Annotated in this window: 15 protein-coding genes; 10 read left to right on the forward strand and 5 right to left on the reverse strand. The window is 71.9% G+C overall.

Annotated elements, in window-relative coordinates; translation table 11 throughout:
- Positions 1–73: 73 nt before the first annotated feature.
- Positions 74–628: a hypothetical protein gene (locus C6361_RS17620; RefSeq protein ID WP_107262480.1), complete on the forward strand. Its 555-nt coding sequence runs from the start codon at positions 74–76 to the stop codon at positions 626–628.
- Positions 629–761: 133 nt separating this feature from the next.
- Here the strand turns inward: C6361_RS17620 and C6361_RS17625 are convergent, their stop codons facing one another.
- From C6361_RS17625 to dnaA, 5 genes are all read right to left on the reverse strand, one after another.
- Entirely contained in the window at positions 762–1,334 is a 573-nt protein-coding gene (locus tag C6361_RS17625) for a DUF721 domain-containing protein (RefSeq protein ID WP_107271011.1), read from the reverse strand.
- Positions 1,335–1,458: 124 nt separating this feature from the next.
- The gene (recF, locus tag C6361_RS17630) at positions 1,459–2,634 is read right to left on the reverse strand and encodes a DNA replication/repair protein RecF (protein WP_107268385.1); all 1,176 of its coding nucleotides are present in this window, start codon (positions 2,632–2,634) and stop codon (positions 1,459–1,461) included.
- A 3-nt stretch (positions 2,635–2,637) separates the two neighbouring features.
- Positions 2,638–3,510, reverse strand: coding sequence for a phosphogluconate dehydrogenase (NAD(+)-dependent, decarboxylating) (gene gnd, locus C6361_RS17635; RefSeq protein ID WP_107262483.1), 873 nt, complete (start codon positions 3,508–3,510; stop codon positions 2,638–2,640).
- Between the two features lie 25 nt (positions 3,511–3,535).
- Positions 3,536–4,669 (reverse strand): DNA polymerase III subunit beta, encoded by a 1,134-nt coding sequence (dnaN, locus tag C6361_RS17640; RefSeq protein ID WP_107262484.1) that lies wholly within the window; start codon positions 4,667–4,669, stop codon positions 3,536–3,538.
- A gap of 761 nt (positions 4,670–5,430) precedes the next feature.
- Positions 5,431–7,503, reverse strand: coding sequence for a chromosomal replication initiator protein DnaA (gene dnaA, locus C6361_RS17645; RefSeq protein ID WP_159079368.1), 2,073 nt, complete (start codon positions 7,501–7,503; stop codon positions 5,431–5,433).
- A gap of 641 nt (positions 7,504–8,144) precedes the next feature.
- Between dnaA and rpmH the strand changes: the two genes are divergently transcribed.
- From rpmH to C6361_RS17690, 9 genes are all read left to right on the forward strand, one after another.
- The gene (gene rpmH, locus C6361_RS17650) at positions 8,145–8,282 is read left to right on the forward strand and encodes a 50S ribosomal protein L34 (protein ID WP_101368834.1); all 138 of its coding nucleotides are present in this window, start codon (positions 8,145–8,147) and stop codon (positions 8,280–8,282) included.
- 35 nt (positions 8,283–8,317) lie between these two features.
- Complete coding sequence (rnpA, locus tag C6361_RS17655; RefSeq protein WP_107268386.1) at positions 8,318–8,752, forward strand: ribonuclease P protein component; 435 nt, start codon at positions 8,318–8,320, stop codon at positions 8,750–8,752.
- A 26-nt stretch (positions 8,753–8,778) separates the two neighbouring features.
- Positions 8,779–9,042, forward strand: coding sequence for a membrane protein insertion efficiency factor YidD (gene yidD / locus C6361_RS17660; protein WP_107264393.1), 264 nt, complete (start codon positions 8,779–8,781; stop codon positions 9,040–9,042).
- The gene (gene yidC, locus C6361_RS17665) at positions 9,039–10,094 is read left to right on the forward strand and encodes a membrane protein insertase YidC (RefSeq protein ID WP_107268387.1); all 1,056 of its coding nucleotides are present in this window, start codon (positions 9,039–9,041) and stop codon (positions 10,092–10,094) included. Before yidD ends, yidC begins: the two co-directional genes overlap by 4 nt.
- 218 nt (positions 10,095–10,312) lie before the next feature.
- Positions 10,313–11,011 carry a protein jag gene (locus tag C6361_RS17670; protein ID WP_369931401.1) on the forward strand — a complete coding sequence of 233 codons (699 nt, stop codon included), beginning with the start codon at positions 10,313–10,315 and terminating at the stop codon, positions 11,009–11,011.
- 7 nt (positions 11,012–11,018) lie between these two features.
- Positions 11,019–11,918, forward strand: a complete 900-nt coding sequence (locus C6361_RS17675) for a 16S rRNA (guanine(527)-N(7))-methyltransferase RsmG (RefSeq protein WP_107268388.1) — start codon at positions 11,019–11,021, stop codon at positions 11,916–11,918.
- A gap of 311 nt (positions 11,919–12,229) precedes the next feature.
- On the forward strand, positions 12,230–12,868 hold the full coding sequence (locus tag C6361_RS17680) for an HAD family hydrolase (RefSeq protein WP_369931438.1): 639 nt from the start codon (positions 12,230–12,232) through the stop codon (positions 12,866–12,868).
- 758 nt (positions 12,869–13,626) lie between these two features.
- Positions 13,627–14,841 (forward strand): ParA family protein, encoded by a 1,215-nt coding sequence (locus C6361_RS17685; protein WP_304598542.1) that lies wholly within the window; start codon positions 13,627–13,629, stop codon positions 14,839–14,841.
- Between the two features lie 27 nt (positions 14,842–14,868).
- The gene (locus C6361_RS17690; RefSeq protein WP_107268389.1) at positions 14,869–15,903 is read left to right on the forward strand and encodes a ParB/RepB/Spo0J family partition protein; all 1,035 of its coding nucleotides are present in this window, start codon (positions 14,869–14,871) and stop codon (positions 15,901–15,903) included.
- Positions 15,904–16,195 lie beyond the last annotated feature (292 nt).

The following is a 16,195-nucleotide window of genomic DNA, read 5'->3' on the forward strand; positions in this document are numbered from 1 at the left end:
CCAGGATGCCCGGTAAGCGCATCGGACGGTCCAACCGACCGGTTTCGTCAGGTGCATGGAGAGGTGACGCCCGATGGGGCTGGACAACGTCGCGGTGCGCTGGCCGCGGACCGGCCGCTTCTACGACCCGGTCGCCCCGGCCGAGTTCGTCGACTTCGGCGAGCTGGCCGACGTGCCCGAGGTGGCCGCGCCGACCGCGGCGCTCGCCGGATACATCGCCAAGAACGGTTCGGTCCGGGCGACCGCCTACACCGAACTGGTCGACCTGCTGCTCGGGCTGGACGGGGTGCTCTACGCCACCGAGGCCGCGGCCGAGGACGAGGATCCGGTGATCGACCCCGACGGCTGCGCCTGGATCGCCGGCGGGCTGGAGCGGTTCGTGGACGGGCACCGGGCGCACGGCGAGTCGGTGACCTTCGACACGGTCAGTGCCGTACTCCGGGCCGCGCTCTCCGACGGCCGCCTGGCCGAGCAGCAGCTGCGCTGGCTGGACAGCCGCCTCGACGCGCTGCGCGACGAGTCCGGCGCTCCGCCGCAGTGGAGCTTCCCGCGCTCGGAGCTGGCCGTGCTGGCCGGCTTCTACCGCAGGTGCGCCGAACGCGGCTTCGCCGTCTACGCGGACTCCTGACCGCCGAGCTGCTGCCGGCCACGACGCGTCGCGGGCCACCGTCGTGCGACTCGCGCCGCCGGTCGCCCGGTCCGCCGCCGGTCGACGCCGGATCGCGGTCAGCCGGTCGCCCGGCGCCTGCCGTCGGGCCGGCTCAGCCGTAGGTGTCCCGGGGGCCACGTCCTCGTACCCGCCGTGGACCCCGCGACCAGGACGGTGCCGTCGGGCCGTGCACGTGCAGCCGACGAACCACGCCGTGCCCGACCTCGGCGGCGATCCGCCGCAGCAGCGAACCGGCGAGCAGCCGAAGCTGCGTCGCCCACGCCGTCGACTCCGCCTCGACCGTGAGCTCGCCGTTCTCCAGCTTCACCGGTCGGCTGTGCTCGGCCACGTCCGGGCCGACCACCCGCTCCCAGGCACCGAAGACGGTCGCCTCGGCGGCCGGCTGCTGCCAGCCCCGGGCCTTCACCAGCCGGGCCAGCACCGTACCGAGCAGTTGCGGATCCCGGGGATCCGGCCCCGGGCCGGAGTAGCCGCGCGGCCGGCGTCGCTGCCCGCCCGGCCGGCCGGCCGTCGAGCCGGCACCGCCGGGCCCGCCCGCCGCGCCGTCGGCCGCCGGCTCCGCGTCCAGGTCGGCTCCGCCAGGGGTACGGCGACGCGGGCCGGGCCCCTTCCGTTTGGCGAGCGCGGCGTCGAGGACCGCCCGGGCCAGCGCCGGACCGGCCAGTTCACCGTCTCCGGCCGCCGGTGTCGGACCGCTCTGCGCCTTTGCCGGCTCGGCCGGGCCGGGTGCACCGCGCCGGGGTTTCCCCCCGGTCGCCGGCGCATCCGTCGGGCGGGGTGTCTCGGGATCAGTCGGCACGGCGCACCTGCCCGTCGGAGACCTCGTAGCGGGCGCCCCGCAGCGCCTGTGGCACGTCGTCGGCGACCGCGCAGGTGACCAGGAGCTGACTCGCCCCGGCGACCAGCTCGGCCAGGCGTTCCCGGCGGCCGCTGTCCAGTTCGGCGAAGACGTCGTCCAGCACCAGCACCGGTTCGACGCCGTCGGCGCGGAGCAGGTCGTAGGCGGCGAGCCGGAGCGCCAGCGCGTACGACCAGGATTCGCCGTGGCTCGCGTACCCCCGGGCCGGCAGGGTGCCCAGGGTCAGGGTCAGCTCGTCGCGGTGCGGCCCGACCAGTGTCATGCCGCGGTCGATCTCCGCCGGCCTGGCCTCGGCGAGCGCGGCCGACAGGGCTGCCTCCAGGGTCGACCTGTCCGGCACCGGGTCGGCCAGCTCCACCGACGGCCGGTACGCGATCGAGGCCGCACCCCGCCCCGCAGCCACCGCGTCGTACGCCTTGGTCACGTGCGGGCCGAGCGCGGCGACCAGTTCCAGCCGGCCGGCCAGCAGCTCCGCCCCGTGCCGGGCCAGGTGGGTGTCCCAGACCGCCAGGGTCGACAGGTCACCGCCGCCCTCGGCCGGCCGCTCGGCGTCGGGCCGGGCGGCCCGCCCCCGCCCACCGGCCGTCTTCCGGGCCAGATACGAGGTACGCAGCAGCGCGTTGCGCTGCTTCACCACCCGCTCGTAGTCGGCGCGGACGGCGGCGTACCGGGGCATCCGGGTGACCAGCAGGTCGTCGAGGTAACGCCGACGCTCGGCCGGGTCACCCCGGACCAGCTCCAGGTCCTCGGGGGCGAAGAGCACCAGCCGCAGCGCGCCGAGCACGTCCCGGGCCCGCCGGGCCGGTGAGCGGTTCAACCGGGCCCGGTTGGCCCGGCCCGGGGCGATCTCCAACTCGACCAGCAGCTCCCGACCGTCGTGCACGATCGCGCACCGCAGCACCGCCGTCGCGGCGCCGGCCCGGACCAGCGGGGCGTCGGTGGCGACCCGGTGGCTGTCCAGCGTCGCCACGTAGCCGAGCGCCTCGACGAGGTTGGTCTTGCCCACCCCGTTCGGGCCGACGAGCACGTTCCCACCCGGCTCCAGGTCGACGCCGACCCGCTCGTACGAGCGGAAGTCGACCAGTTCGAGCCGGCGGACGTACACCGGTCAGTGCTTGCGTACGGCGTGCCCGCCGAACTGCTGACGCAGTGCGGAGACGGCCTTCAGCGCGGGCGAGTCGTCCTGGCGGGAGGCGAACCGGGCGAAGAGCGAGGCGGCGATGACGTTCAGCGGCACGGCGAGCCGGACCGCCTCGTCCACCGTCCAGCGGCCCTCGCCGGTGTCCTCGGTGTAGTCGCTGAGCTGGGATAGCTCCGGGTCCTCGTCGAGGGCCCGGTCGAGCAGGTCGAGCAGCCAGGAGCGGACGACGGTGCCTTCCCGCCAGGACTTGAAGACGCCCGGCACGTTGGTCACCAGTTCGGAGGCGGTGAGCAGCTCGTAGCCCTCGGCGTAGGCGTGCATCAGGCCGTACTCGATGCCGTTGTGCACCATCTTGGCGTAGTGCCCGGCGCCGACCGGCCCGGCGTGCACGAAGCCGAACTCGCCCTCCGGCTTGAGCGCGTCGAAGATCGGCATCAGCCGCCCGACGTGCTGCTCGTCGCCGCCGACCATCAGGCCGTAGCCGTTCTCCCGCCCCCAGACGCCGCCGGAGACGCCGACGTCGATGTAGCCGAGGCCGTGCTGGTCGAGCTTCTCCGCCCGGGGCAGGTCGTCGCTGAACCGGGAGTTCCCGCCGTCGATCACGATGTCTCCGGCGGAGAGCACTCCGATCAGCCCGTCGACGGTCGCCTCGGTGTACTGCGCCGGCACCATCACCCAGACCGCCCGGGGCGCGGCCAGCTTCTCGGCCAGCTCGGCCAGGCTGGCCACGTCGGAGAGCGCTGGGTTCTGGTCGTAGCCGATCACCTCGTGTCCGGCGGCGCGCAGCCGTTCGCGCATGTTGCCGCCCATCCGGCCGAGCCCCACCAGGCCGAGTTGCATGAACTTTCCTTCCAGAACCGTGCGATCAGCGGGTGACCCGGATCGGCATGATCAGATAGCGGTAGCCGGGGATGATCTCCCCGTCCTCGCCGGAGGGCGAGATCACCGCGGGCTTGAAGGCGTCGACGAAGGAGAAGACCGCCAGTGCCGAGCCAAGGTTCTGGAGTCCGTCGATCAGGTACTGCGGGTTGAAGCCGATGGTCAGCGGCTCGCCGGTGAACGTGGCGTCCATCGCCTCGCTCGCCCGGGCCTCCTCGGTGCTGCCGGCCTCGACCACCAGGCCGTCGGAGCTGAAGTTGAGCAGTACCGGCGTGGTCCGGCCGCCGACCAGCGACACCCGCTTGACGACCTCGACCAGCGCGGCGACCGAGACCCGGGCCTCCGCGTTGGAGCTGGCCGGGAAGAGCGAGCGCACCGGCGGGTAGTTGGCGCCGTCCAGCAGCCGGCTGGTGGTCCGGCGGGTGCCCCCGGCGAACCCGATCAACCCCTCACCGGCGGCACCCTGGGAGAGCGCCATCGTGACGTCGCCACCGAGCGGGCCGAGGGCCTTGGCGGTGTCGTGCAGGGTCCGGGCCGGCACCAGCGCGTTGATGCTGACCTCCGGGTCGTCCGGCCGCCACTCGATCTCGCGCAGCGCCAGCCGGTAGCGGTCGGTCGCCAGCATCGCCAGGGTCGAGCCGTTCAGCTCGATGCGTACCCCGGTCATCATCGGCAGCGTCTCGTCCCGGCCGGCGGCGATCGCGACCTGGCCGACCGCGGCGGCGAAGGTGGCCGCGTCGATGGTGCCGGCGCTGCCCGGCATCTCCGGCAGGGTCGGGTAGTCCTCGACCGGCATCGTCGGCAGGGTGAACCGGGCGCTGCCGCAGACCAGCTCCAGATGCGCCCCGGCGGCGGCGATGTCGACCGGCTTGGCCGGCAGCGCCTTGGTGATCTCCGCCAGCAGCCGGCCGGAGACCAGCGCGGCGCCCTCCGCCTCGCTCTGCACGTCGACGGTCACCTGGCTGGAGACCTCGTAGTCGAAGCCCGAGACGTGCAGCCCACCCTCGCCGACCCGCAGCAGCACGCCGGCGAGCACCGGCACCGAGGGACGGTTGGGCAGACTCTTCGCGGTCCACGCCACGGCGTCGGCGAGCGCGTCACGCTCCACGCGGAACTTCATGCCATGCCTCCGGATCGACGTCAGCGACAACTGTCTCATGCCGGCGGCCGCCTTCCGGCCCCGCCAACCGTGCGGGTCTGCATCGCACCTTAGGACCCGGCCGCATCGGCTGTGCGCCCGACCCCGGTACTTCGACAGATCCTGACCCATGGGTACGACGGATCAAAAGAGTCCACAGGATGCCCAACGCCGATGATTGGTTTTTGTTCTCTTGAAGAGATAACTCAATCGTCTTCATCGGTGCTGTGCAAACTGTGGAGAAGTGGCCTCTGCGCTGGTCAGCGGCTTGTCCACCGGTGTGCGAGGTGTGGACAACCGGGGTCGGAACCGGGCTCGCGATCCACAGCCTCCGTCGGCGGCGGAGTTATCCACGCTTGTCCACCGGTCGTCCACCGGGTTACCCACCGGCTTTTCCCCATCTGTGGGCACAGCCCTCCGAAGATCGACGAGCACCGTCCCCAGAACCTTCAACAGGGCGTACACAGCTCGCCGCCATCGGTGGAAAACTTTGTCACGTTCGGTAACTGTCCACACACGTTTCCCCAGCCTCTGTCCACAGGTTGTGGGTTCCGGGTGCGAGCCGACCCGAAGGTTATCCACCGACGGTGGACAACCGGCTGTGGACAGCCTGGGTACAACGAGCGGCCCCGGGCCCGGCTGAGGGCCGGATGACCTTCGACACGCCTCCCCCGGATGCGACCGAGGGCCGGGTACGACCGCCGAACGGCGCGTACCCGGCCCTCGTCGGCCCGGTCGGTGGGTCAGGTGTTCTGCTTGATCCGGTTCGTCAGCTCGGCGATCTGGTTGTAGAGCGAGCGGCGTTCCGCCATCTGCTGCCGGATCTTCCGGTCGGCGTGCATCACGGTGGTGTGGTCGCGCCCGCCGAACGCCTGGCCGATCCGGGGCAGCGACAGGTCGGTCAGCTCCCGGCACAGGTACATCGCCACCTGGCGGGCGTTGACGAGCACCCGGGACCGGGACTGCCCGCGCAGGTCCTCCAGGCTCACCCCGAAGTAGTCGGCGGTGGAGATCATGATCTGGTCGGCGGTGATCTCCGGCCCGGAGCCGTCCGGGATGAAGTCCCGGAGCACCTCCTCGGCGAGCGAGAGTTCGACCGGGGACCGGGTCAGCGAGGCGAACGCGGTCACCCGGATCAGCGCCCCCTCGAGTTCCCGGATCGAGTTGGCGATCCGGGAGGCGATGAACTCCAGTACGTCCGGCGGGGCGAAGAGCCGCTCCTGGGCCGCCTTCTTCTGCAGGATCGCGATCCGGGTCTCCAGGTCCGGCGGCTGGATGTCGGCGAGCAGGCCCCACTCGAACCGGGTACGCAGCCGGTCCTCCAGCGTCGCCAGGTCCTTCGGCTTCCGGTCCGAGGTGATCACGATCTGCTTGTTGGCGTTGTGCAGCGTGTTGAAGGTGTGGAAGAACTCCTCCTGGGTCCGCTCGCGGTTCTCCAGGAACTGGATGTCGTCGATCAGCAGGATGTCGACGTCGCGGTAGCGGCGCTGGAACGCACTCGTCTTGTCGTCCCGGAGCGAGTTGATGAAGTCGTTGGTGAACTCCTCGGTCGAGACGTACCGGACCGAGCGGGCGTTGCCCAGCGTCGTCGCGTAGTGCCCGATGGCGTGCAGCAGGTGGGTCTTGCCCAGCCCCGAGCTGCCGTAGATGAACAGCGGGTTGTACGCCTTCGCCGGTGACTCGGCGACCGCGACCGAGGCCGCGTGGGCGAACCGGTTGGACGAGCCGATGACGAAGGTCTCGAACATGTACTTCGGGTTCAGCCGGTTGCCGCTGACGTCTCCGGCCCCGCCGACCCCGCCCGGCCGCCGGTCGTCACGTCCGCCGGGCCGGTGCTCGGGATAGGCGCCGCCCCGACCGGGACCGTTGTCCGGGCCGCCGTCCCGACCCGGCCCGAGTCGTCCGGCACCCCCGTCCCGGCTGTCGTGGTAGCGCCGGTCGACCGGCCGGTGGTCGCCGAACTGACCGAGATTGCCGGTGTCGGCCCCCCGCTCGTCGAAGCCGCGCCGTTCCTGCTGTGGCGGCGCCGGCCGATACGGCTCGGGGTAGGGCGCGCTGAAGAGCGTCTCCTGGCCGTCCCGGCTGTTCGGGATCAGGTTCCCGCGAGCGGTGTCGGGTCGCCCGGCCGGCCGCCCGGCACCGCCGGAGGGCACCTGCGCCGAGCCGGTGAACGGCGGCGGCTTGCGACCGCCGGCCTGGTCGGGCACCGGGTTGCGGTGTTCGGGTACCTCCGGTCCGGCGCCGGCCGGGAACTCCTGCTCCGGTCGTACCGGATATTCGCGCTCGGCGTCGCCGGGAAAGCGGAGCGGCTCGGCCCGGTAACCCGGGGCCGGATCGGGGTCGGCGTATCCGGCGGGCTCCCGGTCGGCATACCCGGCCGGGTCGGGGTCGGGGTAGCCGCCCGGCGGGTCGGTGTCGCCGTAGCCGCCGGCCGGGGGCGGGCCGACGGGATAGCCGGGCGCGCCGCCGGAGACCGGATAACCCGGGGGTACGCCGAGTCCGGCCGGTTCGGGTCCGGCCGGGTAGCCGCCACCGGCCGGGCGCGGCTGCCCGTCCTCCGGTGGCCGTACGGTGACCGCCACCTGGACCGCCCGGCCCAGCCGGCGGGAGAGCGCCTCGGTGATCGCCGGGCGGAGCCGCGACTCGATCACGTCCCGGGTGAAGGCGTCCGGTACGGAGAGCAGCGCGGTGTCCTCGATGATCGTGTGCAGACGGGTCAGCCGGAGGTAGGCACGCTGCTGAGCCGAAATGATCTCGTCGGCCAGTTCCTCGGTCGTCGCCGCCCACACCGCGCCAAGGTCGATCGTGTCGGCCACCGTCGCGCCACCCCCATCGCCTCTGCGTCTCCGGCCGCCGTTGCCGTCCCGGTCGACCGTTCCAGGCTTGCTGACGTGCTCGAACAGGCACGACGCGGCGCTCGGCGGTCGCCGGCGCCGTCCACAGGTTATCCACAGCCTGTGTATCGACCGAATTGTGTCGCCCGGCCGGGCGTCCGTGTCGCCTGCCCCCGGCCCGACCGGCGTTGACGCGGGTTCATCTGTCGAACGATCGACGAGCTTGTCCGGTTTTGCCCGTCAGCGGCATCCCCCACCCCCTGACGCTGACGTGCAATCGGGCACGCTAACAGCGTTGTCCACAACCCTTCAACCGTCGGATCCACCCGGACCTTGTCGACATCAGTGAAAAACCCCGCCGAACCGCCCCTTGCCGGTCCCGCGCACCGGACCGGCCCGACGGGCGATCATGATGTTTGACGACCGTTCTCGGGCTGCGTAGGCTCCAACGGTTGCTCTGTCGCCCTCTGCTAGGGTGATGGGAGACTGTTGACCGCGGCCCGGCACGGGCCGTGGCTGATGCCTGGACGGCATCGACACCCGGCCGTCCCGGCGGTCGACGCCAGACAATCACACGACCCCGCTGTCGCACGACCGGGGCGTACGACGACGGAGAGCCTGACGTGAGCAAGCGCACCTTCCAGCCGAACAACCGCCGGCGCGCGAAGACCCACGGCTTCCGGCTGCGCATGCGCACCCGGGCTGGTCGCGCCATCATCGCGGCCCGCCGTGGCAAGGGTCGCACCCGCCTGTCGGCCTGACGGCTGGCAAGGCCGGTCCGGGGATGTAGGCAGTCGTGCTGGCGGCCGCACAGCGACTGCGGCGCAGCAGTGACTTCGCCGCGGCGATCCGGGGTGGGCGCCGCGCCGGTCGAGGATCAGTGGTGGTACATCTCGATTCGGCCGGTACCCCGGGTCCACCTTCTTCCCGGACGACCACGACGGCATCGCAGCCGGTTCGGAGCGCCGGTGCGGGACACGAGCCCGCGCCCGCCCGGGCCGGCTTCGTCGTCTCCAAGGCCGTGGGTGGCGCGGTGGTCCGGAACAGGGTCCGGCGTCGGCTGCGGCACCTGGTCCGTGACCGGCTGCCGGGCCTGCCGCCCGGGACCACCCTGGTGGTACGCGCGCTGCCCGGCGCCGCCGACGCCTCGTACGCCCGGCTCGGCACCGACCTCGACGCCGCGCTCGCGGCGGCACTCGCCCCCCGGAAGTCCCCCCGGCGGCCCCGATGACGGACTCCACCGGCGGTACGTCCGGGATGACGGTCGGTGCCCGAGTGCTGGCGGGAGCCATCGTCGCGTACCGTCGTTGGATAAGCCCGGCGCTGCCGGCCCGCTGTCGGTTCTACCCGTCGTGCAGCGCGTACGCCCTGGAGGCGGTCGCGGGACATGGTGCGCTCCGGGGAGCCGTCCTGGCGGTCCGGCGGCTGTTGCGCTGCCATCCCTTCCACCCCGGTGGATATGACCCGGTGCCGGAGCCGGGCGCACGCCGCCATGCCGATGTGACTGGAGCCCCGAATTGAGTCTCGACTGGATCTACTGGGCGATCTCGTGGATCCTGCTGCTGTGGCACTCCGCCTGGGACGCCATCGGGGTGTCCGCGGGGGCGGTCCTGGGCACGAACTGGTCCTGGATCCTGGCGATCATCTTCCTGGTGGTCACCCTGCGGGTGATCCTCTTCCCGATCTTCGTCAAGCAGATCAAGTCGCAGCGGGCGATGCAGGCGATCCAGCCTCAGCTCAAGGCGTTGCAGGAGAAGCACAAGGGTGACCGGGAGACGCTCCAGAAGGAAATGATGGAGCTGTACCGGAAGGAGAAGGCCAACCCGCTGATGGGCTGCCTTCCGATCTTCCTACAGGCTCCGGTCTTCATCGGCCTCTTCCACGTGCTCCGCCGGCTCGACCCGGCCAACCAGGGCAAGACCCGGTACGGCTGGACCGCCGAACAGTTCGAGAGCGCCACCCACGCCCGCCTCTTCGACGTGCCGATCGCCGGCAAGTTCGGTTCCACCGCGGCCGAGCTGGCCCGGCTGAACGCCAGCGGCGCCTCGGTCAAGATCCTGGCCGGCGTACTCGTGGCCATCATGATCGCCACCACCTACCTGACCAGCCGGCAGATGATCCTCAAGACCGGCTGGGCCGAGGACCCCCAGCAGCGCATGATCCAGCGGCTGATGCTCTACGGCATCCCCGCCTCGCTGCTCGTCTCCGGCGCGATCTTCCCGATCGGTGTGGTCATCTACTGGGTCACCAACAACCTCTTCACGCTCGGCCAGCAGCAGTGGGTGCTGCGCAAGTACCCGCCGCCGCAGACCGCACCCCGGCTGCCGAAGCCCGGCGAGTCCGCTCCTCGGCGTACCAGCGGAACCGGAGCCGGCGGCGGCCGACGGGGCACCGACTCCCGCAACCCGGTGCAGCCCGGCAAGCCGGCCAAGCCCGCCGGCCGGTTCGGCCGGGCCAAGGCCAACGGCGCGCAGCCGGAGAAGCCGGCCGTCGACACCAAGGCGCTCGCTCCCAAGCCGGGCGCCAAGCCGGTCAACCCCAAGAAGGGGCGTCCGGCGAAGCGTCAGGGTTGACGCGGACCGGCCACCGGCCGCAACTGTCGGTCGGTGGCCCGGTAGGACTTCGGGCCGTGCTGCCACCAGTGCTGGCGCCGGCCGGAATCCGCCGCGCCCCGCGACGACGGGCACCGTTGCCCGAGCAGACGTGCCCGTGGCACTCGGCGATCTCCCGCCGGGCCCCGGGGAACCAGCGGGACCGTACGGTCCGGCCGAGAGAGTACGGAGATGAGACGGTGACCGACACCAGTATTCCGCGCGCCGAGCAGCCCATCGGCGACACCGAGCCGGTCCTGCCGGCGGGCCCGCCCGCGGACGCCGAAACCACCGAGGCCGTCGCGGTTGACGGGGCGGGCGCGGACGCCGGTCCGGAGCAGGACGACGACGTGGCCGGCGAGGACGACGGCGACGAGGAGGACGGCGACGAGGTCGAGCAGGCCAGCAACGGCGGCCGGCCGGCCGCGGCGACCAGCGACGCCGACCTGTTCCGGCAGAGCGAGATCGCCGCTGACTACGTCGAGGGGCTGCTCGACATCCTCGACTACGACGGCGACATCGACGAGCTGGTCTCGGCCGGACGCCCGGTGGTCGAGGTGGTCGGCGGGCGCCTACAGGCGCTGGTCGGGCAGCGCGGCGCCACCCTGGAGGCGCTCCAGGAGCTGACCCGGCTCGCCGTGTTCCGGCAGACCGGGACGCCGAGCCGGCTGCTGCTGGACGTCGGCGGCTACCGGGCGACCCGCCGCAAGGAGCTTTCCGCCGTCGCCAAGAACGCGGTCGAGAAGGTCAAGCAGCACGGCGAGGCTGTCCGGCTGGAGCCGATGTCCGCCTTCGAGCGCAAGTGCGTACACGACGTGGTCAACGCCATCGCCGGGGTGGAGAGCGAGTCCGAGGGCGTCGAGCCGAACCGGCGGATCGTCGTACGGCCGGTCGACTGAGCGGTCGATGACGCACCGATCCGTATCCGGCCCGGGTGGTGAACCGCCGCCCGGGCCGCTGCCTGTCCGGGCCGGGGACGACACCCCACCGGCCGTACCGCTTCCCGCCGAACTGGCCGAGCCGGCCCGTGCCCTCTTCGCGGAGCGGCTCCCGCTCGCGGCCTCGTACGCGGAACTGCTGGCCGGCCCCGGCGTGCTGCGCGGCCTGATCGGTCCCCGTGAGACGCCTCGGATCTGGGACCGGCACCTGCTCAACTGCGCCGCGATGGTGGAGCTTCTCCCGGTCGGCGCCTCCGTGGTGGACGTGGGCTCCGGGGCCGGACTTCCCGGAGTCGTCCTCGCCATCGCCCGGCCGGACCTGACGGTCACCCTGGTCGAGCCGCTGGCCCGGCGGGCCGTCTTCCTGGCCGAGGTGGTCACCGCGCTCGACCTCGGCGACGCCGTCACCGTGGTCCGGGCCAGGGCGGAGGAACTCGCCGCGAGCCGGCGGGAGGGTGCCGGTGGCCGGCGCCGCCGTACCGGCAGGAGCGGACGGTCCACCGGGCCGGTTCCGGCCGAATCCGGTGTACCGGTCGACCTGGCCAACCTTCCCGACGAGCTGCGGGTACCGGCCGACGTCGTGACGGCCCGTGCCGTCGCTCCGCTCGACCGGCTGGCCGGCTGGTGTCTTCCGCTCGCGGTGCTCGGCGGGCGCCTGCTGGCGATGAAGGGATCCAGCGCCGCCGAGGAGGTGGCCGAGCACGCCGAGGCGGTACGCCGGCTCGGCGGGTCGTCGCCGGTGGTCCGGCAGGCCGGCCTCGGCGTGGTCGACCCGCCGACGACCGTCGTCGAGGTGGTCCGGGAGCGCCCCGGTCGCACACCGGCCCGGGGTACGTCGGGCGGCCGGCGGGGCGGAACGGCCCGGTAGCGGCGGAGCGGATTTGCCGCGTTCAGGGCCGTCTGCCTGGGCTGCTGGCATTTGCTGGTTCCTGCTCCTATTCGCTGGTCGTGCGGCACTTTCTCCTGGCCGGCCCGGCTTACTGCTTCCGTCCTGGCCGCCCCGGTCGCTGCTCTCGTCCTGACCCACCCGGCTCGCTGCTCTCGTCCTGACCCACCCGGCTCGCTGCTCTCGTCCTGACCCACCCGGCTCGCTGCTCTCGTCCTGACCCACCCGGCTCGCTGCTCTCGTCCTGGGCCGTGACTCGGTGGAGGGTGGACCGGCTATACCCTGTGCCGGTGATGCTGCCCCTGCCGTCCGGCGACTTCCGCGCCTACCTCTTCGACTGCGACGGCACCATCGCCGATTCCATGCCGTTGCACTACATCGCCTGGCAGCGGGCCCTTGCGGAGTGGAACTGCGTCCTGCCGGAAGACCTCTTCTACGCCTGGGGCGGCCGGACGGTGATCGACATCATCGTCACGCTCAACGAGCGGCAGGGTCTCGCCATGCCCGCGGAAGCGGTCGCTCGGCGCAGGGAGGAGCTCTATCGCGAGCTGCTGCCACGGTTGACGGCCGTACCGGAGGTACGGCAGCACGTCGAGCAGGCCCACGGACGACTTCCGCTCGCTGTCGTCTCCGGCAGCACCAGGGCGTCGGTCACCGCCTCTCTGGAGACGCTCGGTCTGCTGGCGAAGTTCGACGTCCTGGTCTGCGCCGAGGACTACACGACGGCCAAGCCGGATCCGGAGGGTTTCCTGCTCGCCGCCCGCCTACTGGACGTACCGCCGGAAACCTGTCTGGTGTTCGAGGACACCGAACTGGGCATCCAGGCGGCCACGGCGGCGGGGATCGCGTCGGTACGCGTACCGACGCCGTGGCAGCGTCGGGCGGTCGGCCGCCAGCGGGACCGGCTGGGTGAGGCGTCGGCGGCGCGTTGACGACACCTTCCCCAGTCCACCGTGACAAGTCGGCGCCAGGAGAGCGGGTGCCAGTGGGCCCGTACGGAGGGTTGGTCCGGCACCGGAGGCGGCGAATAATCCGCAAGCCGAGCAGGAGGCGTCGTATCCGCTGATCAGACAGGTCTGTCGGGACGGAACTCCGGAACGGCCGGTTTTCATCCTACGGACAGCCGTGGCCCTATTTGCCCAGCGGCCGTAGGCTGACCGCGCGTCGATAGTGTAGACCGGGCAGCGGGTGGCGCCTCAGGCCTTCGCTGCTTCTTGCCGGACCGCACGCTACGCCCGAGACGCGGGCATGGGCGCTGACCGGGCCGACACCATCCGAAGCTGGCAGGGATGACACGGTGCATGACAACGGTAGGTATGACGATCCAGAGATGACGGACTCCGGGGGATACCACTCCGGCGGCGCCGATGTTTCACGTGAAACCGAGTACGAAGGCTGGTCCGCGAGTGGCCGGGCCCGTCCGCCGGGACGGGGTGACGACTCCGACGGCCAACCGACCGGGTACGCCGGCACACCGTCCCGTAGTCCGAGCCGGGGTACCGCCCGGGTCACGCCGCCGCCCGGCCCGACCGAGCGCGGTGGGCCCGGGTACGCCCCGGTGACTTCGCCGTTCGCGGCGGAACCGGCGGGCCCAGTGGTGGCGCCGGAGCCGCCCCGCCAGCCGGTGCATCGGCCGGGACAGGAATCGTCCGGGCAGAGTGCGGAGCAGCCGAGACCGGCGGGGCGGGCGATGGCGCCGACCTTCTCGGCGCCGCCGGACGTACCGCAGCAGCCGGCGGCGCCGCATGCCGGCGTTCAGCCCTCGGTCGTGCCCCCGGTCGCGGCGCCGGCCGTGCCTCCAGCCGCGTCGCCGGTCACGTCGCCGGTCACGTCGCCGGTCAGCACTGAGGCACCGGTCCCGAGTCGAGCGGCGGCCCGGGTGCAGGCGGACGGGGTACGCCCGCCGAGCCGCCCGGTTGCCGTCGAGCCCGAGCCGCCGGCCGACACGCCGTCGGCGGTACCGGAGACCATCCCTGAGGACGCCGCGTCCGACGCGTACGTTTCACGTGAAACCCCGTCGCGCGAAGAGGACGATCCCCCGTTGGCAATGGAGGCAATGCGCGCTGTGCAAATCCTGAACCCGAGTGGCGAGGTGACGATGCCGCGTCCGGACCGGCCACGGATCATGTGTGTCGCGAACCAGAAGGGAGGCGTCGGCAAGACCACCACCACGGTCAACCTGGCGGTGGCCCTGGCGCTGCACGGCAACCGTGTTCTGGTCGTGGACCTCGACCCGCAGGGGAACGCCTCCACCGGGTTGAACGTGCCGCACCATGCCGGCGTCCCGGACGTCTACGACTGCCTGATCGACAATGTGCCGCTCGCTGAGGTGGCCCAGGGCGTCGAGGGGATCCCCGACCTGTGGTGCGTACCGGCCACCATCGACCTGGCCGGTGCCGAGATCGAGCTGGTTTCGGTGGTCGCCCGGGAGTCCCGCCTCGCTCGCGCCATTGCCGGCCACCCGGCGGAGTTCGACTACGTCTTCATCGACTGCCCGCCGTCACTCGGCCTGCTCACGGTCAACGCACTCTGCGCCGCCCAGGAAGTGCTGATCCCGATCCAGTGCGAGTACTACGCACTGGAAGGGCTGAACCAACTCATCAACAACATCAACCTGGTACGCCAGCACCTGAACCCGACCCTTGAGGTCTCGACGATCCTGCTCACCATGTACGACCGGCGGACCCGGCTGGCGGACGCGGTGGAGCAGGACGTCCGGAACCATTTCGGCGACAAGGTGCTCCAGGCGGTGATCCCGCGCAACGTGCGGGTGTCGGAGGCTCCGAGCTACGGCCAGTCGGTGATGACCTACGATCCCGGTTCGCGGGGCGCTACGAGCTACTTCGAGGCGGCCCAGGAGATTGCGATGCGCGGGGTCAAAGAGTCTGTTGGCCGCAATGCATAGCTCGGTTGATGCGTCGGGAGGCGTGGCATGAAGAACCGTCCGCGGGGCGGGCTGGGTCGAGGACTGGGCGCGCTGATTCCCACCACCGCACCGGAACCGGCTGCCGGGGTGGTGACGGCGGAGCCTCCAGCCGGTCGACCGGAGGCGGCGCCATCTCTGCCCGCCGAATCCTCCTGGTCCACGCCGGTGCCCCCGGCTCCGGCCCAGCCGACCGGGCCGGAGCTGGCGCCCGTTCCCGGAGCCCGGTTCGCCGAGATCCCGCTCGACGCGATCGTGCCCAACCCGAAGCAGCCACGGCAGATCTTCGACGAGGAGGCCCTGGAGGAACTCAAGCTCTCGATCCAGGAGGTCGGCTTCCTCCAGCCGATCGTGGTACGCCAGCTTCCCGACGACCGGTTCGAACTCGTCATGGGCGAACGGCGCTGGCGGGCGGCGCAGGCGGTCGGTCGGGACTCGATCCCGGCGATCGTCCGGGACACCCGGGACGACGCGATGCTCCGGGACGCGCTGCTGGAGAACATTCACCGGGCCAACCTCAACCCGCTGGAAGAGGCGGCGGCGTACCAGCAACTGCTGGAGGAGTTCGGCGCGACGCACGAGGAACTGGCGCGCCGGATCGGCCGCAGCCGCCCGCAGATCTCGAACACCATCCGGCTGTTGAACCTGCCGGCCGAGGTACAGAAGCGAGTGGCGGCCGGAGTGCTCTCCGCCGGGCATGCCCGGGCGTTGCTCAGCCTGGAAAGCTCGACCGCGCAGGAGGAACTCGCCCGCCGGATCGTGGCCGAAGGGCTGTCGGTACGGGCCACCGAAGAGGTGGTGAAGCTCGCCGAGAACTCCCCGAGCCGGCCCAGCCCGGCGAAGCGGCGGGCGAAGGTACACGCCCCCGGGCTGACCGATCTCGCGGACCGGCTGTCGGATCGGTTCGACACCCGGGTGAAGGTCGACATCGGGCGTAACAAGGGGAAGATCACCATCGAGTTCGCCACCGTGGACGACCTCGAACGGATCGTCGGTCTGATCGGGATGACGGGCTCGGACGCCGAGTCGGACGAACCAGCCTGATCCCCGGACCGCTCCGCCCGTCCGGCGCGACGGCGGGCGGACGGCGTACTCGACAGAGCGGCAACGGCCACGCCCCCGAGTGACTGGGGTCGTGGCCGTCCGCGTCGCTGCCGTTGGAGTCGCGGCCGGAGGCGGTGTGCCGGTTTCACGTGAAACCAGCCGCCAGCCGCCAGCCGCGCCCGCCATCGTCTACGGTGCGCGTCAGCGCCAATCACGCCGCTTCACGCCGCTCGCGGTCGGCGCCCGCTCGCTACCCTTCCCGCTCGCGACCGCCTCGTGCTCGCTAGCGAAT

It is taken from the genome of Plantactinospora sp. BC1 (assembly GCF_003030345.1).
Lineage (GTDB): Bacteria > Actinomycetota > Actinomycetes > Mycobacteriales > Micromonosporaceae > Plantactinospora.